Source organism: Actinomadura sp. ATCC 39365 (assembly GCF_054392275.1).
The window spans coordinates 10,096,737-10,123,675 of the sequence record NZ_CP184335.1 but is presented as its reverse complement, the minus strand read 5'-3'; the positions used below and the strand labels follow the sequence as shown (position 1 = coordinate 10,123,675).

Below are 26,939 nucleotides of genomic sequence, written 5' to 3'. Positions count from 1 at the left end.
ACTTGTCACCATGAAAGTCGAGTTCGCCGCCGACGGCGTGCCCCTGACCGGTGACCTGCGGACGCCCGAGGGCACCGGTCCCTGGCCGGGGCTGGTGCTCACCGGGCCGTTCACCGGGGTGCGCGACCAGGTCACCGGCCTGTACGCCGAACGGCTGGCCCGGCGCGGCTACGTGACGCTGTCCTTCGACCACCGCAACTGGGGCGAGTCGGGCGGCGAGCCGCGCGGGCAGGAGGATCCGCAGGGCAAGCTGGCCGACCTGCGGGCGGCGGTGTCGCTGCTGCGGTCGCGCCCCGAGGTGGACGGCGACCTGATCGGCGCGGTCGGCATCTGCCTGGGCGCGGGGTACGCGCTGAGGTTCGCCGCCTTCGACCCGCGCGTACGGGCGTTCGCGGGCATCGCCGGGGCCTACAACAACCCGTACACGATGCGGTCGGGCATGGACTACCAGGCCGCGCTGGCCGGGTTCGCCGGCGTCCTGGAGCGGCAGGACCGGGGCGGCCCGGTCGAGTACGTGCCCGCCGTGGCCGAGGAGGGCGAGGCCGCGATGCCGGGCGACGAGCCGTTCGCCTACTACGGCACCGAGCGCGGCGCCTCCGCCTCGTGGCGGAACGCGGTGACCCGGGCCGGGCTGCGCGAGCTGATCACCATGGACAACATGATGGGCGCCGACTTCCTGTCGCCGAAGCCCGCCCTGATCGTGCACGGCGTGATCGACAGGTTCTGCCCGCCGGAGGGTGCCGAGGAGGCGTTCAAGCGGCTCGACCAGCCCAAGAGGCTCGTCTGGGTGGACGCCAAGCAGCACATCGACCTCTACGACCGCGAGCCGTACGTGTCGCAGGCCGTGGAGGCCACGGCGGACTTCCTCGCCGAGCACCTCCGGCCGGGCGGCTCCGGAGCCTGACGTTACGCTGGGTGGTATCGCACGGAATGGGGGGATTCATGCGTGCCATCCAGTTCACCCGCTTCGGCGGCCCGGAGGTGCTCGAAGAGGCCGAGGTGCCCGACCCGGTGGTGGGGCCGGGCCAGGTGCTGGTCGACGTCGAGGCCGCGGGGCTGAACTTCGCCGACGTGCGGCAGATCTCCGGCCACTACTCCGCTCCCGACCGCCTGCCGCACATCCCCGGCAGCGAGGTCGTCGGGCTCGACCCTCGGGGGCGGCGGGTGATGGGCTTCACCGCCAACGGCTACGCCTCCAGGGCCGTCCTGGACGAGGGCGACGTCGTGGTCGTGCCCGGCTCGCTGCGGGCCGGCGAGGCGCTGGCGCTGCTCGTCCAGGGGCTCACCGCCTGGCACCTGCTGCGCTCGTCGGCGCGGCTCAGGGAGGGCGAGAGCGTGGTCGTCCACTCCGGCGCGGGCGGCGTCGGCAGCCTGGCCGTGCAGCTCGCCAAGGTGTTCGGCGCCGGACGCGTGATCGCCACCGCCTCCAGCGAGGACAAACGCTCGCTCGCCCTCGACCTCGGCGCGGACGCCGCCGTGGACGGCGCGGCCGACGGGTACGCCGAGCGCGTCATCGAGGCCAACGGCGACCGGCCGGTGGACGTCGTGCTCGACGCCGTGGGCGGCGAGGTCTTCGACGCGGCGCTGACCGTGCTCGCCCCCTTCGGGCGGCTGGTGAGCTACGGGTCGTCGTCGGGCGAGCAGGCCAGGCCGGTCGAGGTCGGGCGGCTCACCGCGGGCAACCTCGCCGTCCTCGGGTTCTGGCTGCGTCCGCTGCGGGGGCGGCGGGAGATGGTCGGGCCCCCGCTGGGCGAGCTGCTCGCGCTGACCGCGGCCGGCCGGCTGAGGCCGCTGGTGGGCGGCGAGTACCCGCTGGCGGAGGCGGGCCGGGCCGTGGCCGACCTGGCCGGACGGCGAACTGTCGGAAAGGTGGTGCTCCTGCCTTGACGGGCAGGGTGTGACCATTGCCGCCACTGGGCAGAAGGTGATCAAAACCCCCGAGACGTGACGATCACGGGGGTTTGCGAGTGTGGTGGAGATGGCTGGCCGTCGCAGTGGTCTGGGGGCTCGCGACCGGGTGTGCGGCCGGACGGCTGCCCGAGGTGCCGGGCGTGCGGAAGGCGCCGGTGAAGGTCGGCCGATGCGTCCTGAAATTTCAGGATAAGAGGGCTGGAAGGGCGGCCCGCGACCGGCTCGCGCACGACATCGAGCAGTACCTGTCCAGACGCCCGGGACGGGTCGCCTACAGCATGCTGGAGCTCGACAGCGGCATCACCCTGGGCCGCGGTGAGCACCAGCACGACATGATCACCGCCAGCGGCGTCAAGGTGGACATCCTGACGGCGCTCGTGCTCGGCCGCGGCGCCCTGGGCGAGGAGGAACGCGACCTGGCCGAGCGCATGATCACCGAGAGCGACAACGGCGCCGCCGACGCGTTGTGGGGCCGGGTCGGCGGCGCGATGGGCGAGTTCTACCGGCGGATGGGCCTGACCGAGACCGTCCCCGGGCCCGGCGTCTTCTGGGGCGGCACCAACACCAGCCCCGCCGACCGCATCCGCCTGCTCCAGGTGCTGGTGAAGGGCGGCGAGGGCCTGTCCGACCGCGACCGCGACCTCGTGCTCGGCCTGATGGGACGCGTGGTCAAGGACCAGTCGTGGGGTGTCAGCGCGGCCGCCCGCCCGGTGGACCGGGTGGCGTTGAAGAACGGCTGGACGCCGCGCCCGTTCATCCACAACACCTGGGCGGTGACCAGCTACGGCCGCGTCGTCGGGCCGGGGCGCGACCTGCTGCTGGCGGTGCAGACCGACGAGCAGCCGGGGGAGGGGGCGGGCATCGAGACGATCGAGGGGGTGGCCAGGATGATCGGCACCCGCCTCGACGAGCTGTCACCGACGATGATCCGGGCCTGCCCGTGGAACCCGGGCGCCTGACGGTGACCGTCCCGGCCGCACCAGAGGGTCCGGTCTCAGACGACCGTGCCCGCGGTGCCGTCCACGGTGACGGTCTGGCCCGTACGGAGGCGTTCGACGGCGTGCGGGACGCCGACGACGGCCGGGATGCCGTACTCGCGGGCCACCACCGCGCCGTGCGAGTTGGACCCGCCCATCTCCATGACCAGCCCGCCCGCGGTCAGGAACAGCGGCGTCCAGCCGGGGTCGGTGGACGGGCAGACCAGGATCTCGCCGGGCTCCAGTCGCGCGCCCACGGGATCGAGCACCACCCTGGCCACGCCGGTCACCTGGCCGGGCGAGGCGGGCGAGCCGGTCAGCGCGCCCTCGGCCGGCTGCCCGGAGGCGACGGCCTCGGGCTCGGTGCCGTCCGACAACAACAGCCGGGGCACGTGCCGGCGGCGCAGCTCCCGCTCGTGGCGCTCGCGCCGGACGGCGACCCGCCCGCGCAGGTCCCGGCCGGACTTGGCCTCCGCCAGGGTCAGGAAGAACACGTCGCCGGGCGCGTCGAGCAGCCCCCGGCCGGCCAGCTCGCGGCCCACGTCGAGCAGCTGGGCGCGCAGCGCCGCGAAGATCCGCACGATGAGGAACTTCGGCAGCTCGCGCACCCCGACCAGCTCCCTGGCCCGGCCGAGCGCGAAGCGCGCCACCCGGCCGCGCAGGCCGCCCACCCGCCCGGCCAGCTCCTCGACCATCGCCTCGGCCTCGGCCGCGCCCTTCGCGAACAGCACGTCGGGGGCCAGGGCCGGATCCTCCAGGCGCAGGTAGTTGGCGAGCATGCCGATGACGTGCGTGGGATCCTCCGACCAGCGGGGCAGGCCGAGGTCGATCTCGGCGACCGCGCGGTGGCCGTACTCGTCGAGGAAGGCGCGTACGGGGGCGGGCAGGGGCTCGCGGGCCAGGAGCTCGGGCGGCTCGGTCAGGAAACGGGCGGCCACGTCCGGGTCCTCGCGCAGCCGCCGGGCCAGCGCCCACAACGCCAGGTCCATCTCGGTGGTCACGTTCCTGGGCGCGCCGCGCAGGACGGTCTGCAGCTCGCCAGGGGCGACCCTGCCCTTCAGCAGCCGCGCGGCCAGCAGCAGCATGGGCAGCGCGGCGGCGGCCACCGGGAAGACCCGCGGCGCGATCGGCACGACCTGGCCGATCAGCGTCCTGGCCACGTGGTCCACGCGTTCCGTCAGGCTCGCGCCGGGCGGCGGGGCGAGCCTGGCGAGGTGGGCGTCGGCCTGCCGGCGCGCCCGCCGCTCCGCGCCCGCCGGATCGGCCAGCGCCCGGACGAACGTGACCGGCAGGCGATGGCGCACCATGATCGCGGCCAGCCGACGGACGAACGGCCAGACCGAGTGCCGGGTGACGCCGAGGCGCGGGTCGTCGAACAGGCCGCGCAGCAACCGCGCCGACCTGGCCTCCATGACGTCGAACACGCGCGGCACGATCGCCCGGCCCACCCTGCTCCGCAGCACGCCCGTGACGTCGATGAACAGCCGCCCGCCCGCCTCGGCGAAGGCCGGCGCGCCGGCCAGCGGCGCGGCCACCGGGAAGCCGAACAGGCCGGACACCCCGGCGGACACGGCCCGCGCCGCCGCCATCCCCATCGGCGTGAACGGCCGCAGGACGCCCTGGGCGACGCTGAAGCAGAAGTAGGCGCGCAACCCCTCGCCCCGGTGCCCGGCGGGCAGCGGGAACAGCGTGGTGATGGGCCTGGCCTGGGTCAGCCAGAGCGTGCCCGCCTGGTCGAAGGCCCATTCGAGGTCCTGCGGCACGCCGTAGAGCTCCTCGACCCGCGTGCCGAGCGCGGCCAGCTCGCGCAGCTCGCCGTCGGTCAGGCACGGCTCGGCGGAGGCGCCGGCCGCCTCGTGGACGACGCCGCCGTCCGGCAGGGGGCGCACGGCCAGGCGTTTGTCGCCGATCCGCCGCTCCAGGACGCGCCCGGTGTCCGGGTCGACGAGGAAATGGTCGGGATTGACCGCGCCCGACACCACCGACTCGCCGAGGCCGGGGGCGGCGTCGACGACCGCCCGCCGGCGGCGTCCGGTGACGGGGTCGGCGGTGAACAGCACGCCGGCCGTACGGGCATCCACCATGCGCTGGACGACCACGGCCAGGCTGACCGCCCGGTGGTCGATGCCGTTGGACTCGCGGTAGGCGACCGCGCGGTCGGTCCAGAGCGAGGCCCAGCAGCGGCGTACCGCGTCGAGCACCGCCTCCGGCCCGGTCACGTTGAGGTAGGTGTCCTGCTGGCCGGCGAAGCTCGCGTACGGGAGGTCCTCGGCGGTGGCCGACGAGCGCACCGCCACCGGGTCGCCGGGCAGGGTCTCGGCCAGGGCTTCCGTCACGGCCCGCGCGAGGCCGGCGGGGATCGTCGCGTCGAGGATGTGCTTGCGGGCGACGGCCGCGTCCGTCACGTCGCCGAGGCCGGCGGTGATCGCGCGGTACGCCTCCGTCGTGACGCAGAAACCCGGCGGGACGGGCAGCCCCGCCCTGGTGAGGACGCCGAGGTTGGCCGCCTTGCCGCCCACCAGCGCGAGCATCGAGCCGTCGATGTCAGGAAATTTCAGGATCGCATCCATGTCACTGCCTCCAGACTTCCGACGGTAAATCTCAACATCGTTGAAGTCAACGATAAATGAATTAAGTCACCCGTTTCCTGCAATAGGATCGGCTCTCGTCGCGTTTGACTGAAACGAACTGATTGACCGCTCGGCGGCCGGCACCCGCCGGTATCTACCCCGGTCGAAGCCCACCTCCGACGGTGTGCTCCCCCGGGGAGGACTCCGTCATGATCTGGACGGAGACCCTTGAAGTCCTATCTCGACGTGCTGGCCACCCCCGGCGCCTGGCGGTTCCTCGTGCCCGCGCTGCTGGCCCGCGTGCCGTTCGCGATGACCCAGATGGGCATCCTGCTGCTGGTCCAGTGGTCCACCGGCTCCTACGGCGCGGCCGGGATCACCGCCGCCGCCTCCGCCGTATTCCAGGCCCTCATCGGCCCCCAGACGGGCCGCCTGGCCGACCGGTACGGTCAGGCCCGCGTACTGCTTCCGCAGGTGGCCCTGCACGCCGTGGCCATGGGCGGCCTGCTGGCCCTGGCCGCCGCGCACGCCCACCTCGCGCTGCTGGTCGCCATGGCCGCCCTCGTCGGCGCGTCCGGACCGCAGGTCGGCTCGATGGTCCGGGCCCGCTGGGCGCACCGGCTCGGCGGCACCGGCAGGCTGAACACGGCGTTCGCGGTCGAGTCGATCACCGACGAGCTGACGTTCACGCTCGCCCCGGTGCTGCTGGTGGGGCTGTCCACGGCGTACTCGCCGGTGGTCGCGCTGCTCGGCGGGCTCGTGCTGATCCTGGTGGGCACGGTGGTCTTCGCCGCCGTCCGGACGGCCGCGCCCGAGCCGGTGCCGGTCAGGATCGCCGCCTCCAAGGGCGTGCTGCGGCGGCGCGGCGTGGCGCTGCTGGCCGCCGCGTTCCTGGCCATGGGGTCGGTCTTCGGCAGCCTCCAGGTCGGCGTCACCTCGCTCACCACCGCCCTGCACGCGCCCGCCGCCGCCGGGCCCGTCTACGGCGTCTTCTCCGGCGCCAGCATGCTCGGCGGCCTGCTGTACGGCGCGGTCCGCTGGCGGTCGTCCGCCCGCGTCCGGCTGGTCGCCGGGCTGGCCCTGCTCGCGGTCGCGACCAGCGCGTTCACGCTCGCCGGAGCCGTCCCCCACATGTACGTCGCCGCCGCCCTGGCCGGCCTGGTGATCGCCCCCGTGGTGATCACCGGCTACACCCTGGTCGAGGGCCTGGTCGCGGCGGAGGTCCGGACCGAGGCGTTCACCTGGCTGAACGGCGGCATCGCCCTCGGCATCGCTGCCGGGTCGTCGGTCGCCGGGCAGCTCGTGGACCACTTCGGCGCCTCCCTGGCGTTCGTGGTCGCGCCGGTGGCCACCGGGGTGGCCGCGCTGCTCGTGCTGGCCAGGGTGGGCAGCCTGCGCCCGCTTGCCGGCGGCACCGCGGCGGACGTCCCCGCGCTCAGTGAGGGACCGGCGACTCTTCCTGGATGACCTTCGGCACACCGCGCAGCCCGGCCAGCGCGAGCACCGCGACCACGGCCAGCAACACCGCCGTGACCAGCGTCGTCACCTGCATCCCTGCCACGAACGCCGTGCGCGCCGCGCGCATCAGCTCCCCGGCCGCCTGCGGGGGCAGGGTCGCGGCCGTGGCGGTGGCCCCGGCGATCGACTCCCGCGCCGCCTCGCCGGGCACCCCGGCGGGCACCAGCAGGTTCGCGCGGTAGACGCTGTTGAGCACGGTGCCCAGGACCGCGATGCCCAGCGCCCCGCCCAGCTCGAACGCCGTCTCCGACACCGCGGCCGCCGCCCCCGCCCGCTCCTTGGGGGCCGTGGCCAGGATGTTGTCGTTGTTCACGGTGAAGGTGAGCCCGATTCCCAGCCCGCCGATCATCATCACGGGCAGCAGGGTGAGATAGTCCACCTCGGTGCCGAGCATGGCGTACCGGACGAACGCGCCGGCGTTCAGCGCCAGGCCCAGCGCGACCACGCCGTTCCTGCCGAGCCGGCCGATCAGCCGGGCCGCGAGCACCCCGCCCACCGCGCCGCTCAGGCCGCCGGGGATCTGCGCCAGCCCAGCCTGCAGCGGTGACCAGCCCAGGACGAGCTGCAGGTACCAGGCGAACAGCAGGCTCATGGCCGACAACGCGAAGATCGCCAGCAGGTTCGTGCCCACGGACGCGCTGAACGCCCGCCGCCGGAACAGCCGTACGTCGATCAGCGGCGTGGTCAGCGTCTTCTGCCGCCGGACGAACAGCACCAGGCACACCGCGCCCGCCACGGCCGCCCCCAGCACGTCGGCGTGCGCCAGGCCCTGGTGGGCGGCCTCCTTGACCGCGTAGACGGCCGTCACGACACCGGCGAACGACAGCGCCACGCTGAGCCCGTCGATCCGTCCGGCGGCGGGGTTGCGCGACTCCGGCAGCAGCAGGAAGCCGCAGACCAGCACCAGCGCCATGATCGGCACGTTGAGCAGGAACACCGACCCCCACCAGAAGTGGTCCAGCAGCACACCTCCGACGACCGGCCCCAGCGCGAACCCGGCCGCGCTCATCCCGCTCCAGAGCCCGATGGCCGCGGTCCGCTCGCGCGGGTCGGCGAAGACGTTCCTGACGATCGAGAGCGTGGACGGCATGATCATCGCGCCCGCCACGCCCAGCAGCGTCCTGGCGGCGATCAGCAGCTCGGGGTTCGGGGCGTAGGCGGTCACCACCGAGGCCGCGCCGAACCCGGCCACGCCGATCAGCAGCAGCCGCTTGCGGCCCACACGGTCGCCGAGGTTGCCCATGGTGACGAGGAGGCCGGCCAGGGCGAAGCCGTAGATGTCGCCGATCCAGAGCAGTTGCGTCGAGCTCGCACCGAGGTCGGCGACCAGCCGGGGGAGCGCCAGGTGCAGCACGGTGAGATCGACCGAGAGCAGCAGCGTCGCCAGGCAGGCGATGGCCAGACAGGCCCATTTGCGCGTCATGCCGTCCACGGTGGCGGGGGCGGCTGACGGCCCGCCTACCGTTCGCTGACCGCCCGGCCGAGGGCCTCGTCGATGCGGTTGCGGATGTCCTCGGTGCTGAACCAGTCGTCGGGGCACTCCGCGCGGGCCTGGGCCAGCAGGGACAGTGCGGCGTCGCGCTCGCCACCGACCAGCGCCACCTCGGCCATCCCGAGGTGCGCCCAGGCCAGCATGTCCATGGAACCCACGCGACGGGCCAGCTCGGCCGCCTCCTCGAAGTCGGCCCGCCCGCCCAGCGGCTCGCCCATGCCGAGCAGCGCGTCGCCGCGCCGGCACAGGGCCTCGGCCATCTCCGCCCGCGCGCCGAGCTCGCGGGCCAGCGTCAGCCCCTCGTCCGACAGCGCGTACGAGGCCGCGTAGTCCCCCTCGCGGGAGGCCAGCTCGCCGAGGCCCGACAGCACCAGCACCGCCCCCCAGCGCTCGCCGATGGCCCGGAAGGCGGCCAGGGCGTGCCGGAAGGAGGCCAGCGACTCCTCGATCCGCCCCAGGATCTGCAGCACGAACCCCGCGCCGCTGTACGACAACGCCCGCTGCCAGGGCGGCAGCCCCTCGATGTGGGCCTGCAGCTCGTGGTAGATCTCCTCGACGTCGCCCGGCGGCCCGGTGAACATCGACCGCATCATCATCAGGAACTCCACCCGCTCCGGCAGGTGGGTGATCGGCAGCAGCTCGTGCACCTCGGCCAGCCGCTCGCGCACGACGTCGTCGGCCACGCCCGTCCACGCGGTGACGAGCAGGCACATGACGTACTCCTCCTCCATGCCGGCGGGGCCGGCGTCGCCGATCCTGGCCAGCAGCGCGGCGGCCAGACCGGCGATGACGCCGCGGTGGCCGCGCATCCACCAGTAGCAGGCGCTGTGCGCCAGCAGCCGCAGGCCGGTCTCCGGCTGCCCGGACGCGGTCGTCCAGCGCACGGCGGCTTCGAGGTCGTCGCTCTCCTGGTCGAGGCGGGCCAGCCAGGTGAGCTGGTCGGCGGTCCGCAGCAGCGGGTCGGCGGTCAGGACCAGGTCGAGGTAGTAGGCGGTGTGCGCGTCCCTGATCGCGGCGGTCTCGCCGGACTCGGCCAGGCGTTCGGCGCAGAACGCCCGGATCGTGTCGAGCATGCGGTACCGGCCGCCGACGTACTCCACCAGCGACTTCTCCGCCAGCGAGAACAGCACCTCCTCCGGCAGCCCGCACACCCGCTCGGCCGCCTCGGGCGTGGCGCCGCCGACGAACACGCTCAGGCGGGCGGCCAGGCGCTGCTCGGCGTCGTCCAGCAGGTCCCAGCTCCACGCGACGACCGCGCGCAGCGTCTGGTGCCGGGGCAGCGCCGTACGGCTGCCGCGGGTCAGCAGCCGGAACCGGTCGTCCAGGCGGGCCGCCACGTCGGCGACCGACAGCGTACGGAGGCGGGCCGCGGCCAGCTCGATGGCCAGCGGCAGCCCGTCGAGCGCCCGGCAGATGCGCACCACGTCCGCGGCGTGGTCGGCGTCCACGGCGAACCCCGGACGCACGGCGGCGGCCCGGTCGGCGAACAGCCGGACGGCGGCGTACTCCAGCGGGTCGTCCGGCTCCGGCGGCGGCAGGCGCAACGGGGACACCGGCAGGATCGACTCCCCGGTGATGCCCAGCGCCTCGCGGCTGGTGGTCAGCACCCGCAGCCCGGGGCAGGAGGCCAGCAGCGCGTCGGCGAGCTCGGCCACGGCGCCGACCAGATGCTCGCAGTTGTCCAGGACGAGCAGCAGGTCGCGCTCGGCCAGCGCGGTGAGCAGCCGGGTGACGGGGCCGACCGCGGCGCGCTGGGGCGCGGGCAGCAGGGCGTCGCGGATGTCGAGCGCGACCAGCACCGCGCCGGGCACCCCGGCGGCGCCGGCGACGTGGGCGAGGGGCACGAAGCACACGTCGCCCGGCTCCTGGGCGGATGCCTCCTGCGCCAGCCTGGTCTTGCCCGCGCCGCCGGGGCCGATCAGCGTGACGAGCCTGCTGTCCCGCAGCCGCGCGCCCACCTGCGCCAGCTCCTCCGCCCGGCCCACGAAACTGGTGAGCTGCGCCCGCAACCCCTGCTTGAGCCCCCCGCCCGGCGACACGGCGGGCCCCACGGGCTCGGGAAGGGACGGGGTACCCAGCGGCTGGACCGGCGCCGAGGCCGGTGCGGAGGCCGGCGTCGAGGTCGGCGCGGGACTCGGCGCGGGACTCGGCACGGTGATCGGCACGGCTGTCGGCACGGCTGTCGGCACGGTGATCGGCGGAGTGAGGGACGGGTCGGCGCGCAGGACGGCGAGGTGCACGGCGGCCAGCTCGGCGCCCGGCTCGATGCCCAGCTCCCGGTCGAGCAGCCGCCGCGCCTCGTCGTAGACGGCCAGCGCCTCGGCCCGGCGGCCGCTGCCGTACAGGGCGCGCATGAGCTGGGCGCGCAGGCGCTCGCGCAGCGGATGGGCGGCGGTGAGCCGGCGCAGCTCGGCGACCAGGTCGCGGTGCCGCCCGAGCTCCAGGTCGGCCTGGAGGCGGTCCTCGACGGCGGCCAGCCGCAGCTCCTCCAGCCCGGCCGCGGCGGACACCGCGTGCGGCGCGTCGGCGAGCGGCGCGCCCCGCCACAACTCCAGCGCCTCGCCCAGCAGCGCCGCCGCCCGCCCGGCGTCCCCGGCGGCCAGCGCCCGCCGACCGTCCAGGGCCAGGAGCTCGAAGCGGCGCGCGTCCACGTCGTGCGGGTCGGCGACCAGCCGGTAGCCCGCCGGGTGGAACTCGACCAGGTCCCGGCCGAGCGCCCGGCGCAGCCTGGACACCTGGGACTGCAGCGCGTTGGCCACGCCGTCCGGCGGGTGGGGGCCGTAGAGGTCGTCCACGAGCCGGCCGGCGTCGACGACGCGGCCGGCGTTCAGGGCCAGCAGGGTCAGCAGGGCGCGCACCCGCGGCCCGCCGAGCGCCACCGGCGCGCCGTCCTCGTCCAGCACGCTGGTGGGTCCGAGGATCTCGAAGCGCATGCCCCGATTATCGGGTCTGCGGGAGGAGCGCGGCGATTTCTCCGTACGTCGGCAGCGCCGGGGCCTCCTTGCCCTGCGCGCCCAGCACGGCGGCCAGGGCGCCCTGGAGCGCGGCCCGGTAGAGCAGCGAGCCGGTGCTCACCCTGGCCACCCCCACCTCGGCCAGCCGGTCCAGGGTGGGCCCGCCCGGCTGGTAGAGCACGTTGAGCGGCAGCCGCGTACGCGCGACGACCTCGGCGATCTCCGCCGGATCCGAGAGCCCGGGGACGAAGATGCCGTCGGCGTGCTCGTAGGCGTCCACCCGCTCGCGCCAGTCGCCGGTGCCCAGCCAGTGGGTGTCGGTGCGGGCGTTGACGAACACGCCGTGGCCCGTGGCGGCCTCGATGATCCGCCGGTGCAGCTCGACCGGGCGCAGCGTGCCGTCGGGACGGCCGTCCTCCAGGTTCACGCCCGCCACCCCGAGCGCGGCCAGGCTCGCCACCAGGTCCGACACCTCCTGCGGGTCGTCGCTGAAGCCGCCCTCGATGTCCACCGTGACCAGCACGTCCAGGTCCTTGACCGTCTCGGCGAGCTCGATCGTCTCGGCCCTGGTCGCGCCGGCGGCGTCCGGCTTGCCGTGCACGGCGGACACGCCGAGGCTGGTCGTGCCGATCGCGGGGAAGCCGTGCGCGGCCAGGATCGCGGCCGAGCCGTAGTCCCACGCGTTGGGCAGCAGCAGCGGGTCGCCCGGCTTGTGCAGGTCGTGGAAGTTCATCGGCGGGTCCCTTCGAGGAGCGCGTCGAGCACGCCGGCGGCCAGCGCGAGGGCGTGGGCGGGAGCGGGGCACGGGCGCAGGCCGTCCCCGAACGTCAGGTGGGGGGCGGGGTCCCGGGAGGCGTCGAAGCGGTCGGGGTCGGCGAACACCTCGGGATCGCGGTTGGCCGCGACCAGGTCGATCGTGACCTCCTCGCCGGTGCGGGTGTCGAGCCTGCGGCTGGCCTTCAGCGGCGGGTCCTGCCTGAGCGTCTCGCGCAGCACCGCCTCGGGGTCGTCGCCCGGCACGGCGTGGGCGAGCGCGTTCTCGATGAGCGCCTCGGTGGCGGCGTGGCCCTGGAGCAGCAGGGTGACGGCCGGCAGGTCGGTCAGGCCGAGCAACTGGGCGACGGCGGCGTCGGCCTGCGGGCCTCCCTCGCCCGACAGGTAGCCGCTCGCGGCCGCGGGCACGGCAGAGGTGTCCGGCACGCCGAGCGCGGCTCCCAGCACGGCCGTCGGCACGCCCCGCCAGTCGCCGCCGCGGTCGCGCGTCGCGGACCTGGCGGCCGTCCGCAGCGCGGCCGGGTCGAGGGCGGACAGGCGCTCGACGACCAGACGGCGGCGTTCGGCGTGCGTCTCGCCGGTGCTGAAGCGCGACACGTGGGCCCGCAGCCAGGCGAGCGTCCCCGGCTCGCCGTCCTGCGGGACGGGCGGCGGCACGTACCGGCTGTCGGACAGCACCGCCCGGGCTTCGGCGTGGTGGGTGATGAGCATGGGTCCACGCTAGGCCGCCGACCGTTCGACGGCGGACGAAGTATGGTCGCGCCGCCGGTCACGCCGCCAGCCGCTGGGGGCTCTCGGGCTGCGCGGGCGCCCCGGTGGCCCGCGTGCCCTGCACCCGTACGGCGGCGCGGCCCGGTGCGCAGGCCAGCGCCATGGCGACGACGAGCACGATCTCGGCCAGCACCAGCCCTCGTTCGAGCAGCCCGTAGTAGGCCTCACCGCCGATCAGCGAGGAGGTGACGGCGGCCGGGTGGGCCGCCAGGTACGCGACCAGCGTCAGCCCGGAGGTCACGCTCAGGGCCTTGACCGCGCTCCAGCGCGCGCCCGCCGCCCGCCCTCTGGCCAGGGTCCAGCCGGCGACCGGCAGCGCGGTGAAGACCACGGCGGCCGACCAGCGGTGGATCTCCCCGCCGAGAGTGCTGATGTCTGACATGCCGGGATCGGTGGGGAAGATGGCGCTGAGCATCAGCCCGGCCGCCCCCGCCAGCAGCAGCACCCGGGTCGCGGCGGTCCGTCCCGGCTCCCGGGCGGCCAGCCCGTACGCCAGCGCCAGGCAGGCGGCGGCCAGCGCGAGCGTCCCGGCCAGCACCGGCAGCATGCCGCCGGGGACGAGCGCGTAGTCGCTGATCAGCGGCTGCTCGGGCAGGGTCACCTGCGCGTAGCCGAGGGCGGCCACCGCGGTCACGGCGCCGGCCACGGGAGCCAGCACGGCACGCCAGGTCATCGGGCCACCTCGTCGTAGATCTGCTCGAATCGGGCGAGCGACACCTGGTCGTCGTGGGTGAGCGCCAGCGCCCGGCTGGCGTTGCCCAGGCGGGCGCGCAGGTCGTCGTCGGTGAGGACGGCGGTCAGGTGCCTGGCCAGTGCGACCACGTCGCCCGGCTGGTAGAGGTAGCCGTTGCCGTCCACCAGGTGCGGCAGGGCCATCGCGTCGGCGGCCACGACGGGCAGGCCGGACGCCATGGCCTCCAGCGTGGCGATGCTCTGCAGCTCGGCGACGCCCGGCATGGCGAACACGTCGGCGGCGGCGAACGCCTGCGGCATGCTCTCGTCGGGCACGAACCCGACGAAGAACACCCGGTCGCCCACCCCGATGCGCTTGGCCAGCTTCTCCAGCTCCATCCGCTGGTTCCCGCGGCCCACGAACGCCACCTGCGCGTCGGTCTCGTTGAGCACGAGGGGCAGCGCGCGGATCAGCTCGTCGAGGTGCTTCTCCTCGTCCAGGCGGCCCACGAACAGGGCGGTCGGCCGGTCGGGCAGCGCGAACCGCCGGCGCGCCCACGACTTGGGCTCGGCGTGCGGGTGGAACCTGCCCAGGTCGATGCCGCACGAGACGGCCTCGACGTCGCGGGAGAAGCCCTGGTCGGACAGGAGCTTGGCGGCCAGCGGGGTCGGCGTGGTGATGTGGTCGGCGCGCTTGAAGATCCGGCTGAAGTCGCGCCAGGCCAGCCGGCCCGCCCTGGCCCGCAGCGCCTCGGGGACGTGCCCGAACTGGAAGAGGTTGTCGGGCATGAAGTGGTTGGTGGCCACGACCGGCACGCCGCGGCGCCGGGCGGCGGCGATGGCGGCCCGGCCGACCACGAAGTGGCCCTGGGTGTGCAGCACGTCCGGGTCGATGTCCGCGACCAGCCGGTCGAGCCTGGTCGGCACGGTGACCCGCATGGTCGGGTGCACCAGCAGCGGGGCCGAGCGCAGCCGGTGGACGATCACGCCGTCCACCACGTCGGCGCTGGCCGGGCCGGCCTCCGACTGGCACACCACGTGCACCTCGTTGCCGCGCGCGGCCAGGCCGGTGGCCAGGCGGTGGGTGAAGTAGGCGGCGCCGTTCACGTCGGGGGGATAGGTGTCGGTCGAGATCAGGACCCGGCGGGGACGTTCGGGGGCGGGGGCGAGCTGGGCGTGGTCGGTGACGTTGCGCAGGGGCATGGCCATGACGGTGACTCCGCTTTCACAAGGGGGGACGGCTGGGGGAGGGCCGATGGACGAACAGGGGGTTTCGGTCAGGGGAGGGGATCAGGCGATGTCGTTGCGCGCCTCCAGCGGGGACGTCCGGGCCAGGGCGACCGTGCCCGCCGCGGTGAGGGCGGCGGCCGCGATCGGCGCGAGGCCGGACGGCAGCGGCTCGCCGAGCAGCAGTGCCCCGAAGGCCACCGCCGTGAGCGGGTCGGCGATCTGCAGCGAGGCGAAGGAGACGCCGAAGTGCCCGACGGCGTAGGCGCGCTGCAGCATCACCAGCGCCAGCAGCAGCGGGACCGGCAGGGCCAGCAGGTACCACCAGTTCCAGCCGCCGTCCACGAGCACCCGCATGAGCGTGGCGGTCGCGCCGTACAGGACGCCGGAGCCCGTGGCGAGCAGCGCGGCCCGGCCGGCGGGGGAGGCGGCCTTCGAGCCCGCCCACAGCAGCACCGACGCGACGCCGGCCACGGCGAGCAGGGTGAGTACGCCCGTGGGCGCCAGGTACGTCGGCCCGTCGGACTCGGGCACCAGCAGCACCAGGCCGATCAGCCCGGCAGCGACGACGCCCGCCGCGGCCAGCTCCTTGCGCGAGGGCCGGCGGCCGTGCAGCGCGGCGGCGATGGGCAGCGCGAACAGCAGGCTGGCCACCCCCATCGGCTGCACCACGGTCAGCGGGCCGAGCCCGAGGGCGACGATGTGCAGGCCGCCGCCCGCCACGATGGAGGCGCCGCCGAGCAGCCAGCGCGGCCTGCGCAGCAGGGTCAGCAGCGCGGGCTTCGCCGAGCCCGCCGCCTCGAACTGCTGCAGCGCGGCCCCGAGCGCGAAGAACAGCGAACCGACCAGCGCGATCGCCGCGGCCAGCACACTCATGCGCACTCCTTTCAGACGGATGGTTGCCGGACAGGGTCAAACGGACGTGTCCACCGGAAGGCGTTCCGGGGAAGGCTGGGTGGCGCGCCGCTTCCTGGCCCACCGCACCAGCTCGACGAGCCCGGTGATCGACAGCGCGATCCCGAGGCCCAGCAGCAGGCCCTTGATCGGGTCGTTCTCGAAGGCCATGCCGCCGAAGAAGCCGATCAGCCCGGAGTACACCGCCCACGAGCCGGCCGCGATGGCGTCGAAGAACGTGAACGAGCGCAGCGGATGCCCCACGGCGCCCATGGTCAGCGTCGTCGCGGTCCGCCCGCCGGGGATGTACCTGGCCACGACCAGCACCAGCCCACCCCGCTCGGCCAGCGCGCCACGGGCCCAGACGAACGCCTTCTTGCCCCGCAGCCGCCCCGCCGACCTGTTGCCGATGAGGTACGACACGTGGTCGCCGGCGAACGCGCCGAGCGCCGAGACCAGGATCACCAGGGCCAGGTTGGTCTGGCCGGAGGCGGCGAACACCGCCGCGGTGATGACCGACGTCTCGGCGGGCACGATGGGGAAGAAGCCGTCGAGCAGCGCCAGGGCGAACAGCGCCACGTAGAGCCATGGCGATGACATCACCTGCTGGACCAGGTCGAGAATGGCGTGCGACATATGCGTGGACTCCGATCGTCAGGGCACTCACAAAGCCTGTCGGTGTGAGCGGACCGGGGACATCGGGGATGCCCCCGGTCGAACGCGGGCCCGTCCCCTAGGAGGGTCAGGGCCGCCTACCCCATGAAGGTAGAAATTCCGCAGGTCATGCCACATCGGCCCATCGGCACGCGCCACCCCCTACTTTCGTCAGGGGCGGACGTGCGACTTCCGCGTGACACCAACGATCAAACCGGTTGCGAGCTCCAGAAACAGGAGAGGAGGTATCCGCCTTTCAGGGGGGGTTAGCCCCACCGTGATCGCTGTACCAGGCACCACCCTGACTTTCGTCAGGGGCGCCGCATGACCTTCGGGCGGGACGGGCCCGGTCCGGCGGCGGATACCGTCGGTGCGTGAACCGTCTGCGTCGTGAGAGCCGCCGTCAGGTCGTCCTCGACCTGCTGCTGTGGGTCGTGCTGGGCATCTTCGTGACCGCCATGGGCCCCGACCCGTTCGCCGATCCGGCCGGGTTCGCCATGGTGACGCCGCCCAGGGTGGGGCTGGCGGCGCTGGCCGTGCTCGTGGGCCGGGCCTGGCCGCTGGCGGCGCTGGTGCTGCTGCTGCCGCTCGGCCCGTGGACCTTCACCGAAGGCTTCGCGACGGTCGACCTGACGTGGCTGCTGCCCCGGCGCAACGTGAAGATCCTGCCGCTGCTCGCGACCTCGCCGTTCATCATCTGGTACGCCTACCTCACCGGCCGGCGCATGACCCGGTTGTGGCCCGCGGGGGCCGTGTTCTGCCTGATCACGGCCGTCGGTTGCGGGGTCGTGCTGGCCCATGGCGGTGACCTGGCGCTGTGGGTGTCGATGGGCACCGGGCTCGTCGGCACGTACCTGGTGCCGTACCTGCTGGGGCTGCTCCGGCGGGGCGTGCTGCAGCAGCGGCGGCAGGCGCGGCTGTCGGTCGAGGCGCAGGCGCGGCTGCGCGAGCGGGCCAGGATCGCCCGCGAGATGCACGACTCGCTCGGCCACGACCTGGCGCTGATCGCGGTCCGCGCCGGCGGGCTCGAACTCGCCCCGGGGCTCGGCCCGGCCCAGGTCAAGGCGGCCGGCGAGCTGCGCGTGGCGGCGGCCGACGCGACCGAGCGGCTGCGCCAGATCATCGGCCTGCTGCGCGAGGACGCCGAGGAGGCCCCGCTGTCCCCGGTGGGCGAGGACGTCGCCGAGCTGGTCGGCCGGGCCAGGGACTCCGGCATGTCGATCACCCTCGACCTGGCGCCGGGGGCGTCGTCGGAGCTGGCGCACGCCGTCGTCCAGGAAGGGCTGACGAACGCGGCCAAGCACGCGCCGGGGGCGCTGGTCGCCGTGTCGGTCGCGCCGCACCGGGTGGTCGTGCGCAACGGCCCGCCGAGCTCGCGTCCCAGCGCCCGGCGCGGCGGGCTGGGCCTGGCGGGCCTGCGCGAACGCGTACGGCTGGCCGGCGCCACGCTGACCGCGGGCCCCGACGGCGACGGTTTCCGCCTGGCCGTCGAGCTCCCCCACGAGGGGGAGGCGGATCCCCGCCGCTCGGGAGGGGGCCGGCCCGCCTGAGGCGCACGATCGGGGCATGACAGAACAGCGAGCGGGCATCGGCCGGCTCACCGCCGCGATCGTGGCGGTCGCCGCCACGCTGCCCTACCTCACGATCAAGACGCTCTGGCTGACCGGCGACTCCGTCGGCGTCTCCGACCCGGCGCTCATGGACAACGGGCAGATGCTCGGGATGAACGCGCTCACCTTCGCCATGGAGGCCGCCGGGCTGCTGCTGGCGCTGGCCTTCACCATGCGCTGGGGGATGCGGCTGCCCGCCTGGCTGGTGCTGCTGCCGCTGTGGGTGGGCACCGGCCTGCTGTCGGTGCTGGCCGTCACGACCCCGCTGATCATGCTGATCGGCGGCCTGGCGATCTTCAGCGGCGGCCCGATCCAGACCTGGGTCTATCTGGTCGTCTACGGCGGTTTCATCACCCTCGGCGTCGCCCTCATGACGGCCTTCGCCCTCTACGCCCGCGACCGCTGGCCGGCCGTCTTCGCCACCCCGGTCAAGCTGCCGTTCCCGAGCGCGACCAGGTCGTTCCAGGAGGTGGTGGCGTGGGGCGCGCTCCTGGTGGCGACCGCCGTCGCGGTGCTGCGCGTCGTCATGGCGTTCGACGGGGCCGTCCAGGCCGTCCAGAACGGGCTGAAGGGCCTGCTCGCGGTGGGCGGGGCGGCCGCGCTGGTGGCCCTGGTCAGGCGGCGCGGGAACGGCCCGTTCTGGCGGCCGCTGGTGCTGGCCTGGCTGGGGTCGGGCTCGCTGTTCGGCTGGGGGCTGTTCTCGATGATCGTCAGGTCCACGGGCGGCCCCCTGGCCTACGGCGGCACGGGCGTCGCGGACTTCGCCGAGCTGTTCGGCATGCTGACCGGGCTGGTGATGGGGATGTGTGGAGCGTTCCTGCTGGCCGAACGGTCAGGCGTGGGCCACGTGCAGCCTGGCCAGGACGCGCTTGAACGCCAGGATCGAGAACGTGATCGCCAGCCCGCTGATCACGGCCACCGCTGAGGTGCGCAGCACCATGAACGCGCCGAGCGAGCCCTCCAGCTTCTCGTAGACGGCCAGGAAGATGCTCAGCGTCGAGTTGGCCAGCAGCACGAACGCCCACAGCAGCGTGATCCTGGCGAAGAACCTGCGCACCCGCTCGTGCTTGAGCACGGCCGACGGCAGGTGGATGTAGTCGAGGGTGAGCTTCTGCACCAGCGGCCGGTTGAGCCGGACGGAGGCCAGGAAGACCATGCTGATGCAGATCGTGCCCAGCTCCGGCTGGATGAAGAACCACATCCAGGTGCCCGTCCAGAACGACACCAGGGCCCGCACCGTGATCGCGAACGCGGCCAGGAACATGGTGGCGGGCACCTTGACCCCTCTGACCAGCCGCCAGGCCACGCCGAGGTACACCCAGGAGACCGTGGCCACCAGGGCCCACTTGAAGCCCAGCACGACCATGGCGAGGTAGAACACCAGCAGAGGGGCGACCACGCCTTCGAGCAGGCGGGGGGCCGCCTGACGGGCGAGCGCGGTCAGACGGGGGAGTGCGACCGGATGGTGGTTCAAGGCTGCTCCGCAGATAGGCCGACGATCAGCGTCTACCCGGGCTTCGGGGGTCCAGGCTTGCCGGATGGACCGGTCGGCGTCACCGCCGGGTGCGACTCCGAAGGCCGGTGGCCTACCGTACCGGAGCCCGGCGAGTAGGACTGCCGCTTTTGCCGCGTTCCATCTGTTCCATACGAAACCAGCTCACCCTTGAACCTGGCTTTCAGCCGAGTGACGCCGTGGCGAGCTTGGCGCCGAACCCGAGGAACAGCGCGCCGACGCCCGAGGTCAGGCCCGCGCTCAGCTTCTTGTGCCGGCGGAACTGGCCGGCCAGGAACGTGCCGGAGAAGATCAGCGTGGTGAGGTAGAGCACGCTGAAGATCTGGATCACCGCGCCCAGGATGAGGAACGACAACCAGGGCGCGCTGTACCCGGGGTCCACGAACGGGATGAAGAACGACAGGAAGAACAGGATCGCCTTCGGGTTCAACAGGCTGATCGTCAGGGCCTTGCGGAACGGCCGGGCCTGCCGCAGGGGGGCCGCCCCGGCGTCGTCCGCCGCCGCCGGACCGGCCCGCCAGGCCCGTACCGCGCCGCGGATCATCTGGAAGCCGAGCCAGGCCAGGTAGGCGGCGCCGGCGTACTTGACGACGGTGAACAGCACGGGCGTCGCGCGCAGCAGGGACGCGGCCCCGGCGGCGGCGAGCACCATCAGGACGGTGTCGCCGAGGAACACGCCCGCCGCCGCCCGGTAGCCCTGCCGGACGCCGTGCCGGGCGGCGAAGCTGAGGACGTACAGGGAGTTCGGGCCGGGGAGCAGCACGATGAAGAAGGCGCCGACGACGTAGGTCCAGATGTCCGTGATACCGAAGAACACGCTTAACGGTATCGCGTGATATATGCCGATTTAGTCGGCCGGGGCCTGCACTTTGCGGCGCCGATGCCTATTGACCCAGTAGGGATACTCGTGAATATCTGGAGTCATGGCTCTCTGGACCCCCGACCCCACGTTCTACCCCTCCCCACGCGACGCCGTCGAGGCCCCCGTGGAGAAGCTGGCCTACGTCGCCGCCTTCGACCGGTCGGCGAACCGTCCGGACGCGCTGGCCGTGCTCGACACCGACCCCGCCTCGCCGGCCTACGGCACGGTCATCGGCTGGACCGACCTGCCCGGCACCGGCGACGAGCTGCACCACTTCGGCTGGAACGCCTGCAGCAGCGCCCTGTGCCCCAACGCGCCGCACCCGCACGTCGAGCGGCGCTACCTGGTGGTCCCCGGCCTGCGCTCCTCGCGCATCCACATCTACGACACCAAGGACCGGGTCAGCCCCGAGCTGGTCAAGGTGATCGACGCCGAGTCGCTGGCCAGGCGGGCGGGCTACTCCCGCCCGCACACCGTCCACTGCGGCCCCGAGGGCCTGTACGTCTCGGCGCTCGGCGGTGCGGACGGCGCCGAGGGCCCCGGCGGGATCGCCGTGCTCGACCACACCTCCTTCGAGGTGCTCGGCCGGTGGGAGCTGGACCGCGGGCCGCAGTACCTCGCCTACGACTTCTGGTGGCACATCAACCACGACGTGCTGATCACCTCGGAGTGGGGCACCCCGTCCATGATCGAGGACGGCGTGGTCGGCGAGCTGCTGCTCGGCCGCAAGTACGGCCACAAGCTGCACTTCTGGGACCTGCGCAAGCGCCGGCACGTCCAGGAGGTGGACCTGGGCGACCAGCACCAGATGCCGCTGGAGCTGCGCCCCGCCCACGACCCCACCCGCCTGTACGGCTTCGTCGGCGTGGTCACCAGCGTCGAGGACCTGTCGGCCTCCGTCTGGTTGTGGTTCCACGAAGACGGCCGCTGGCAGGCGCGGAAGGTCATCACCATCCCCGCCGAACCGGCCGACCCCGCCCTGCTGCCGCCGGTGCTGCAGCCGTTCGCCGCCGTGCCGCCGCTGGTCACCGACATCGCCCTCTCCGTGGACGACCAGCGCCTGTACGTCTCGTGCTGGGGCACCGGCGAGCTCAAGCAGTACGACGTGTCGGACCCGTACAAGCCGGTCGAGCTGGGATCCCTGCGGATCGGCGGCATCACCCGGCGCACCCCGCACCCCGCCGAGCCCGGCCTCCCGCTGCGCGGCGGCCCCCAGATGGTCGAGGTGAGCCGCGACGGCCGCCGCGTCTACCTCACCAACTCCCTGTACGGCTCCTGGGACGACCAGTTCTACCCCGAGGGCGTCGGAGCCTGGCTCGCCAAGGTCGACGCCGCCTCGTTCACCTTCGACACCGCCTTCTTCCCCCACGGCGACGCCTTCCGCGGCCTGCGCCCCCACCAGGTACGCCTCCAGGGCGGCGACGCCTCCTCCGACTCCTACTGCTACCCGTGACCATGCCCGCCATGAGCACCGCGACGGTCCTGCTGCTCGGGGCCTTCCACGGCCTGAACCCGGCCATGGGCTGGCTCTTCGCGGTGGCCCGCGGCCTGCAGGAGCGCAGCCGCGACCTGCTGCTCCAGTCGATCCCCGTGATCGCCCTGGGCCACCTGGCGTCGGTGGCCCTGGTCGCCCTGGTGGTGGCCGTCACCGGCTCCCTCGTGACGGGCGCGGCGCTGCCGGTGGCGGGCGGGCTGGTGCTGGTGGCGTTCGGGCTGTGGCGGCTGCTGTCCACCCGCCACTTCCGGTGGGTGGGCATGCGCCTGTCGCTCGCCCAGCTCGCCGGCTGGTCGTTCCTGATGTCGTCGGCCCACGGCGCCGGGCTCATGCTGCTGCCCGTACTCACCGGGCTGCGCGCGGAGGGCCACACGGGGCACGCCGTCTCAGGAGGGCTGGCGGTGGCGGCCCTCCACACGCTGGCCATGTTCGTGGTGGCCGGCGTCGTGGCCCTGGTGGTCTACGAGGTGCTCGGCCTGACGATCCTGCGCCGCGCCTGGTTCAACGTGGACCGCATGTGGGCCACCGCCCTGATCGCCGCCGGCCTCCTCACCCTCCTCCAAGCCTGACCCGAACACCTCGCCGAGACGGTCGGCGTGGACGGCCCGGTCGATCCAGGTCTCGAGGACGGCGATGTCCGTGCAGGCGGTGACCCCCTCCCGCACATCATCGGGCACCTCCAGGCCTCGCCCGTCCAGCAGCCGCAAGAGCCCCCTGGCCATGCCCCTGGCCATGCCCCTGGCCATGTCCCTGGCCATGGCCTCCGCCCTGCCTTCGGCGCGCAGCATCTCGGCGTACTCGGAGCGGTAGCGGTACGTCATGGCCGCCCGTCAGCCCTGTTCCGGTTGCTCGTCGTCAATCCCGAAGATGTCGGAGAGGCTGGTGGCGTGGACGGCCCTGTCGATCCAGGAGTCAATGACAGTGGTGTTGGTGCAGGAGAGGATGCGCTCACGCACGACGTCGGGGACCACTACGCCACGACGGTCGAGCATCCGAAGCAGCGCGTTGGCTTCGCCCTCGGCTCTGCCTTCGGCGCGCAGCATCTGGGCGTACTCGGACTGGTAGCGGTAGGTCTTGGTCGCCATCAGGTCTCTCCAGATTCGTCGGGCGTCGGTGTTTCCGAGGCCTACTTCGGTTTGTTCGGCGATGTGTCCCGCGCTGGTGGTGTCGGTGGTGTCCAAGGCGTCTGCCAGGACTTCCAGTATGGCAGCGACCTCCTTGGAACGGGCGTGGGTCAGCGCCGAGAACATGGTGAGCACCACGTCGTTCACCGCCGCGGCGAGGTCGTCGATCACGGGGATGTTGTGCGGGCCCACGACGACCGCGCGGACGGACAGCGTCGGCCAGTCCGGCAGGCCGATCGTCTTCGGAAGGGCGGCCCAGCCGGCGGCCGCCTCATCCTGGCAGATCACCAGCAACGTCACCGGGCAGCCGAACTTGACGTGCACGTGGCTGATGTAGTGCGCCCAGGCGGCGGTCTTGCGGTCGTCGGGCTTGGACTGTGACTCGGTGATGACCGCGTGCTGTCCCTCCAGGGACGTGAACATCATGATCGTGTCGGCGCGCCGCTCGATCGGCTTGATCTCGGTCAGGTCGGTGTCCACCACCGCGACCTCGGTCGGTGACGGGAAGGGGATGTCGAGCACCTTGAAGACGCTCGTGCAGAGCTCTGGATTGTCACGGAAGACGCGGTGCAGCGCCTCGTGCTGGGAGGAGATCACGAGCGGAACGTTAGCGGTCGATGACGCTGTGTGTCCGTGAAAAAAGGGATGGCAGGCGCGTGACGGTGGAAAGAGTTCATCCCTGGGAGGAAACGGGCGGGGGAAAGGTCTCTGCCGGAGCATGTGCGCAGGCAGGGCAGGATGTGGTACGTGCGGATATCCATCCTGGGACCGTTGGAGGTCGAGGGCGACGGGGGACCGGTCGTGGTCGGCGGTCCCCGGCTGCGGGCGCTGCTGGCCGTGCTGGCGCTCGAAGCGAGCCGTACGGTCACGGCGGAGCGGCTGATCGACGTGCTCTGGCCGCACGAGCCGCCCGCCAACGCGGCCAACGCGCTGCAGACGCTGGTCAGACGCCTGCGGGCGGCGCTCAGGCCGGACGAGGTGATCGACAGCCGCCCCGGCGGGTACGCCCTCGCACTCCCCGCCGAGCAGGTGGACGCGCTGGCGTTCCGGCGGCTGGCGGGCGAGGACGCCGACCGGGCGCTGGCGTTGTGGCGTGGGGCGGCGCTGGCGGATCTCACGTCGGTCCCGTACCTGGCCGACGCGGCGATCGCCCTGGAGCAGGAGCGGCTGGCGGCGGTCGAGGCCAGGGCCGAGCGCCTGCTGGCCGCCGGGCGGCCGGTCGAGCTCGCCGCCGAGGTGACGGCGCACCCGTTGCGCGAGCGGCTGGTCGGGCTGGCCATGCGCGGGCTGGCCGCGTCCGGACGGCAGGCCGAGGCGCTGGAGCTGTTCGAACGCACCCGCCACCGGCTGGCCGACGAGCTGGGCGTCGACCCCTCCGCCGAGCTGCGGGCCGCGCACCTGGCGGTGTTGTCGGCGGAGCCGCGCCCGGTCGCGTGGCCGAGGAGCCGGCCGAAGGGCAACGTACGCAAGCCGCGCACCAGCTTCATCGGCCGCGAGGCCGAGCTCGGACGGCTCACCGGCCTGCTCCGCCACGACAGGCTCGTCACGCTCGTAGGCCCCGGCGGCGCGGGCAAGACCAGGCTGGCGACCGAGGCAGCCCTCCGACTGGCCACCGAACCCCGCCCCGAACCCCGCCCCGAACCCCGCGCCGAGGCGGCCCTCCAACCCTCCACACCGCGGACGGCAGGGGAGCCCGGCGGCCGGCGGGTGGCCGCGGCGTGGATGGTGGAGCTGGCCTCGGTCAGCGACCCGGCCGGCGTGCCCGGTGCCGTGCTGGACGCGCTCGGCCTGCGTGACGACCGCCCCGGCTACCGCCCGCCCGAGGCGGCCAAGGACGTGGTCGAGCAGGTCGCCGAGGCGCTGGGCGAGCGGCCCGCGCTGGTCGTGCTGGACAACTGCGAGCACGTGGTGACGGCCGCGGCCGTGCTGGTCGAGCGGCTGCTCGACGAGTGCCCCGAGCTGCGGGTGCTGGCCACCAGCAGGGAGCCGCTCAACGTGCCGGGCGAGCGGCTGCTGCCCCTCCCGCCGCTCGAACCGCCGCCGGTCGGGGCAGGCCCCGCCGAGGCGGCGGCGTACCCGGCGGTGCGGCTGCTGGTCGACCGGGCGGCGGCGGCCCGGCCGTCGTTCGCCGTGGACGAGGGCAACGCGGCGGCCGTGGTCGCGCTCTGCCGCAGGCTCGACGGCATGCCGCTGGCCATCGAGCTGGCCGCCGCCCGGCTGCGCACGATGACGCCGCGCCAGCTCGCCGACCGGCTGGACGACAGGTTCAGGCTGCTCGACGGCGGCAGCCGTACCGCGCTGCCGCGCCAGCAGACGCTGCGGGCGGTCGTGGAGTGGAGCTGGGACCTGCTCGACGAGCGGGAACGCGTGCTGGCCAGGCGGCTCGGCGTGTTCGCCGATGGCGCGACCCTGGAGGCGGTCGAGGAGGTGTGCGGCGGCACGGCCGACGTCCTCGGCGCGCTGGCCGACAAGTCCCTGGTGCGCCTGTCGCCCGAAGGCCGCTACTCCATGCTGGAGACCATCCGCGCCTACGCCCTGGAACGCCTGGCCGAGGCGGACGAGACCGCCGAGTACCGCGACCGGCACGCCCGCCACCTGCTCGACCTGGCCGAACGCGCGGTGCCCGAGCTCCGCACCGCCACGCAGGTGGAGTGGATCGAACGGCTGGCGGCGGAACGCGACGACTTCGCGGCGGCGCTGCGCTGGCTGATCGACCGGCGCGACGCCGGGCCCGCGCTGCGGCTGTGCGGGGCGCTCAACTGGTACTGGTGGATGTGCGGCTACCGCCGGGAGAGCGCGGTGTGGGCCAGGCAGGCGCTCGACCTGGCCGGGGACACGCCGCCGCCGGGGCTCGCGGCGGCGTACACGTCCTGCATGTTCGCCTACGGCGTCGACGTGTTCGGGACGATCAGCAACGACCGCGCGGCCATGCTGGAGCTGTCGGGCCGGATGGAGGAGCTGGTGGAGCGGGCGGTCCGGGAGGGGCCGGTGCACCCGCTGCTGCTGATCAGCAGGGTCGTCATGGCCGCGGGGGCCGGCCAGGACGAGCGGGCGGCCACGCTGATCGGCGACTACGCCGGCAGCGACGACCTGTGGTTGTCGTCCGCCGCCCTGATGATCGGCGGCCGGATGCAGGCGGGGGGAGAGCGGGAGCTGGAACGGGCGGTCGAGGGGTTCAGGCGGCTCGGCGACCGCTGGGGGCTGAGCGAGGCGCTGCTGGGTCTGGCCGACCTGCGGGCCGAGCGCGGCGCGAACACCGACGACCTGATCGCCGAGACCAGGTCGCTGACCAGCGAATGGGTCAGCGACGACGAGTCGATCTCCACCCTGATCCGGGTCGCCCAGCTCCGCCTGCGGGTCGACGACCTGGACGGCGCGGGCGCCGACCTCGCCATGGCCAGGTCCCGGGTGGGCGAGGAGACGTCGCCGTGGACGCTGGTGCTGCTCGGCCTGGGCGAGGCCGCGTACCAGGCGCAGCGCGGCGACCTGGACGGCAGCCTGGCGATCTACCGGGACATGGACGGCGTCGTGGCCGCGGCTCCCCGGGTGCCGCAGCTCACGGCGGTGTACCTGACCTCCTACGGCCGGGCGCTGGCCCGCGCCGGCGACCTGGAGGCCGCGCTGGCCCGGCACCGGCAGGCGCTCGACGTCCTCGGCGACGTCAGCCCGGACCGGCCGCTGCTGTCGATGACGCTGGCCGGGTTCGCGCTGGCGGCGCAGGCCGCGGGCGACCAGGAACGGGCGGCGGTGCTGTTCGGCGGGGCGTCGGCGGTCGTCCCCCAGGACACCTCGCCCGACACCACCGAGGGACGCGCGGCGGCCAGGAAGGCACTCGGCGACGAGCTCTTCGAACGCCGTTTCGCCGAGGGCGCCGCCCTGTCACCGGCCGAGCTCTACTCGATGGTCGGCAGCACCACGTAG

The 26,939-nt window shown here is 73.8% G+C and carries 22 protein-coding genes; 10 read left to right on the top strand and 12 right to left on the bottom strand.

Annotated elements, in window-relative coordinates; all coding sequences use genetic code 11:
* The first annotated feature begins 10 nt into the window (after positions 1–10).
* From ACNF49_RS48320 to ACNF49_RS48310, 3 genes are all read left to right on the top strand, one after another.
* Positions 11–904, top strand: a complete 894-nt coding sequence (locus ACNF49_RS48320; protein ID WP_482941922.1) for an alpha/beta hydrolase — start codon at positions 11–13, stop codon at positions 902–904.
* Between the two features lie 38 nt (positions 905–942).
* Positions 943–1,887, top strand: coding sequence for a quinone oxidoreductase family protein (locus ACNF49_RS48315; protein ID WP_482941921.1), 945 nt, complete (start codon positions 943–945; stop codon positions 1,885–1,887).
* An 80-nt stretch (positions 1,888–1,967) separates the two neighbouring features.
* Positions 1,968–2,870 (top strand): serine hydrolase, encoded by a 903-nt coding sequence (locus tag ACNF49_RS48310; RefSeq protein WP_482941920.1) that lies wholly within the window; start codon positions 1,968–1,970, stop codon positions 2,868–2,870.
* 35 nt (positions 2,871–2,905) lie between these two features.
* Here the strand turns inward: ACNF49_RS48310 and ACNF49_RS48305 are convergent, their stop codons facing one another.
* Positions 2,906–5,458 (bottom strand): PEP/pyruvate-binding domain-containing protein, encoded by a 2,553-nt coding sequence (locus ACNF49_RS48305; RefSeq protein ID WP_482941919.1) that lies wholly within the window; start codon positions 5,456–5,458, stop codon positions 2,906–2,908.
* 228 nt (positions 5,459–5,686) lie between these two features.
* On the opposite strand from ACNF49_RS48305, the gene ACNF49_RS48300 reads away from it, so the two are divergent.
* On the top strand, positions 5,687–6,925 hold the full coding sequence (locus ACNF49_RS48300; protein ID WP_482941918.1) for an MFS transporter: 1,239 nt from the start codon (positions 5,687–5,689) through the stop codon (positions 6,923–6,925).
* Here ACNF49_RS48300 and ACNF49_RS48295 read toward each other — a convergent pair.
* From ACNF49_RS48295 to ACNF49_RS48260, 8 genes are all read right to left on the bottom strand, one after another.
* Entirely contained in the window at positions 6,894–8,399 is a 1,506-nt protein-coding gene (locus tag ACNF49_RS48295; RefSeq protein WP_482941917.1) for an MFS transporter, read from the bottom strand. The genes ACNF49_RS48300 and ACNF49_RS48295 overlap by 32 nt on opposite strands.
* A 35-nt stretch (positions 8,400–8,434) precedes the next feature.
* A complete protein-coding gene (locus ACNF49_RS48290; protein ID WP_482941916.1) occupies positions 8,435–11,401 on the bottom strand; it encodes an AfsR/SARP family transcriptional regulator in 2,967 nt (988 codons plus the stop codon).
* A gap of 7 nt (positions 11,402–11,408) precedes the next feature.
* Complete coding sequence (locus ACNF49_RS48285) at positions 11,409–12,155, bottom strand: isocitrate lyase/PEP mutase family protein (protein WP_482941915.1); 747 nt, start codon at positions 12,153–12,155, stop codon at positions 11,409–11,411.
* Complete coding sequence (locus ACNF49_RS48280; protein ID WP_357984292.1) at positions 12,152–12,907, bottom strand: cytochrome P450; 756 nt, start codon at positions 12,905–12,907, stop codon at positions 12,152–12,154. The genes ACNF49_RS48285 and ACNF49_RS48280 overlap by 4 nt, the downstream gene beginning before the upstream one ends.
* A gap of 58 nt (positions 12,908–12,965) precedes the next feature.
* Positions 12,966–13,640: a DUF998 domain-containing protein gene (locus tag ACNF49_RS48275; RefSeq protein WP_482941914.1), complete on the bottom strand. Its 675-nt coding sequence runs from the start codon at positions 13,638–13,640 to the stop codon at positions 12,966–12,968.
* Entirely contained in the window at positions 13,637–14,848 is a 1,212-nt protein-coding gene (locus ACNF49_RS48270) for a glycosyltransferase (protein WP_482941913.1), read from the bottom strand. The genes ACNF49_RS48275 and ACNF49_RS48270 overlap by 4 nt, the downstream gene beginning before the upstream one ends.
* An 81-nt stretch (positions 14,849–14,929) precedes the next feature.
* The gene (locus ACNF49_RS48265) at positions 14,930–15,742 is read right to left on the bottom strand and encodes a DMT family transporter (protein ID WP_482941912.1); all 813 of its coding nucleotides are present in this window, start codon (positions 15,740–15,742) and stop codon (positions 14,930–14,932) included.
* Between the two features lie 36 nt (positions 15,743–15,778).
* Positions 15,779–16,396: a DedA family protein gene (locus ACNF49_RS48260; protein ID WP_357984304.1), complete on the bottom strand. Its 618-nt coding sequence runs from the start codon at positions 16,394–16,396 to the stop codon at positions 15,779–15,781.
* Between the two features lie 392 nt (positions 16,397–16,788).
* Here ACNF49_RS48260 and ACNF49_RS48255 point away from each other — a divergent pair, with 392 nt between their 5' ends.
* Together ACNF49_RS48255 and ACNF49_RS48250 are read left to right on the top strand one after the other, a co-directional pair.
* Positions 16,789–17,964 carry a sensor histidine kinase gene (locus tag ACNF49_RS48255; protein ID WP_482941911.1) on the top strand — a complete coding sequence of 392 codons (1,176 nt, stop codon included), beginning with the start codon at positions 16,789–16,791 and terminating at the stop codon, positions 17,962–17,964.
* Between the two features lie 16 nt (positions 17,965–17,980).
* Positions 17,981–18,949 (top strand): hypothetical protein, encoded by a 969-nt coding sequence (locus tag ACNF49_RS48250; protein WP_482941910.1) that lies wholly within the window; start codon positions 17,981–17,983, stop codon positions 18,947–18,949.
* On the opposite strand, the gene ACNF49_RS48245 is transcribed toward ACNF49_RS48250, so the two are convergent.
* A complete protein-coding gene (locus ACNF49_RS48245; RefSeq protein ID WP_357707198.1) occupies positions 18,857–19,498 on the bottom strand; it encodes a VC0807 family protein in 642 nt (213 codons plus the stop codon). The two genes, ACNF49_RS48250 and ACNF49_RS48245, sit on opposite strands and share 93 nt — an antisense overlap.
* A gap of 202 nt (positions 19,499–19,700) precedes the next feature.
* Positions 19,701–20,354 carry a leucine efflux protein LeuE gene (gene leuE / locus ACNF49_RS48240; RefSeq protein ID WP_482941909.1) on the bottom strand — a complete coding sequence of 218 codons (654 nt, stop codon included), beginning with the start codon at positions 20,352–20,354 and terminating at the stop codon, positions 19,701–19,703.
* Between the two features lie 106 nt (positions 20,355–20,460).
* Here leuE and ACNF49_RS48235 point away from each other — a divergent pair, with 106 nt between their 5' ends.
* The 3 genes from ACNF49_RS48235 to ACNF49_RS48225 all read left to right on the top strand — a co-directional run bounded on the left by ACNF49_RS48235 (position 20,461) and on the right by ACNF49_RS48225 (position 22,704).
* Complete coding sequence (locus tag ACNF49_RS48235) at positions 20,461–21,852, top strand: selenium-binding protein SBP56-related protein (protein WP_482941908.1); 1,392 nt, start codon at positions 20,461–20,463, stop codon at positions 21,850–21,852.
* Positions 21,853–21,863: 11 nt separating this feature from the next.
* Positions 21,864–22,463, top strand: a complete 600-nt coding sequence (locus ACNF49_RS48230; protein WP_482941907.1) for a hypothetical protein — start codon at positions 21,864–21,866, stop codon at positions 22,461–22,463.
* Between the two features lie 64 nt (positions 22,464–22,527).
* On the top strand, positions 22,528–22,704 hold the full coding sequence (locus ACNF49_RS48225; protein WP_482941906.1) for a hypothetical protein: 177 nt from the start codon (positions 22,528–22,530) through the stop codon (positions 22,702–22,704).
* 20 nt (positions 22,705–22,724) lie between these two features.
* Here ACNF49_RS48225 and ACNF49_RS48220 read toward each other — a convergent pair whose 3' ends face one another.
* On the bottom strand, positions 22,725–23,615 hold the full coding sequence (locus ACNF49_RS48220; protein WP_482941905.1) for a hypothetical protein: 891 nt from the start codon (positions 23,613–23,615) through the stop codon (positions 22,725–22,727).
* 150 nt (positions 23,616–23,765) lie between these two features.
* Here ACNF49_RS48220 and ACNF49_RS48215 point away from each other — a divergent pair, with 150 nt between their 5' ends.
* Positions 23,766–26,939, top strand: coding sequence for an AfsR/SARP family transcriptional regulator (locus tag ACNF49_RS48215; RefSeq protein WP_482941904.1), 3,174 nt, complete (start codon positions 23,766–23,768; stop codon positions 26,937–26,939).

Bases quoted from the DNA above. Each gene is read 5' to 3' on its own strand.
- ACNF49_RS48320 (WP_482941922.1), top strand. From the start codon at position 11: ATGAAAGTCGAGTTCGCCGCCGACGGCGTGCCCCTGACCGGTGACCTG.
- ACNF49_RS48315 (WP_482941921.1), top strand. From the start codon at position 943: ATGCGTGCCATCCAGTTCACCCGCTTCGGCGGCCCGGAGGTGCTCGAA.
- ACNF49_RS48305 (WP_482941919.1), bottom strand. From the start codon at position 5,458: ATGGATGCGATCCTGAAATTTCCTGACATCGACGGCTCGATGCTCGCG.
- ACNF49_RS48295 (WP_482941917.1), bottom strand. From the start codon at position 8,399: ATGACGCGCAAATGGGCCTGTCTGGCCATCGCCTGCCTGGCGACGCTG.
- ACNF49_RS48290 (WP_482941916.1), bottom strand. From the start codon at position 11,401: ATGCGCTTCGAGATCCTCGGACCCACCAGCGTGCTGGACGAGGACGGC.
- ACNF49_RS48285 (WP_482941915.1), bottom strand. From the start codon at position 12,155: ATGAACTTCCACGACCTGCACAAGCCGGGCGACCCGCTGCTGCTGCCC.
- ACNF49_RS48280 (WP_357984292.1), bottom strand. From the start codon at position 12,907: ATGCTCATCACCCACCACGCCGAAGCCCGGGCGGTGCTGTCCGACAGC.
- ACNF49_RS48275 (WP_482941914.1), bottom strand. From the start codon at position 13,640: ATGACCTGGCGTGCCGTGCTGGCTCCCGTGGCCGGCGCCGTGACCGCG.
- ACNF49_RS48270 (WP_482941913.1), bottom strand. From the start codon at position 14,848: ATGGCCATGCCCCTGCGCAACGTCACCGACCACGCCCAGCTCGCCCCC.
- ACNF49_RS48265 (WP_482941912.1), bottom strand. From the start codon at position 15,742: ATGAGTGTGCTGGCCGCGGCGATCGCGCTGGTCGGTTCGCTGTTCTTC.
- ACNF49_RS48260 (WP_357984304.1), bottom strand. From the start codon at position 16,396: ATGTCGCACGCCATTCTCGACCTGGTCCAGCAGGTGATGTCATCGCCA.
- ACNF49_RS48250 (WP_482941910.1), top strand. From the start codon at position 17,981: ATGACAGAACAGCGAGCGGGCATCGGCCGGCTCACCGCCGCGATCGTG.
- ACNF49_RS48235 (WP_482941908.1), top strand. From the start codon at position 20,461: ATGGCTCTCTGGACCCCCGACCCCACGTTCTACCCCTCCCCACGCGAC.
- ACNF49_RS48230 (WP_482941907.1), top strand. From the start codon at position 21,864: ATGAGCACCGCGACGGTCCTGCTGCTCGGGGCCTTCCACGGCCTGAAC.
- ACNF49_RS48225 (WP_482941906.1), top strand. From the start codon at position 22,528: ATGTCCGTGCAGGCGGTGACCCCCTCCCGCACATCATCGGGCACCTCC.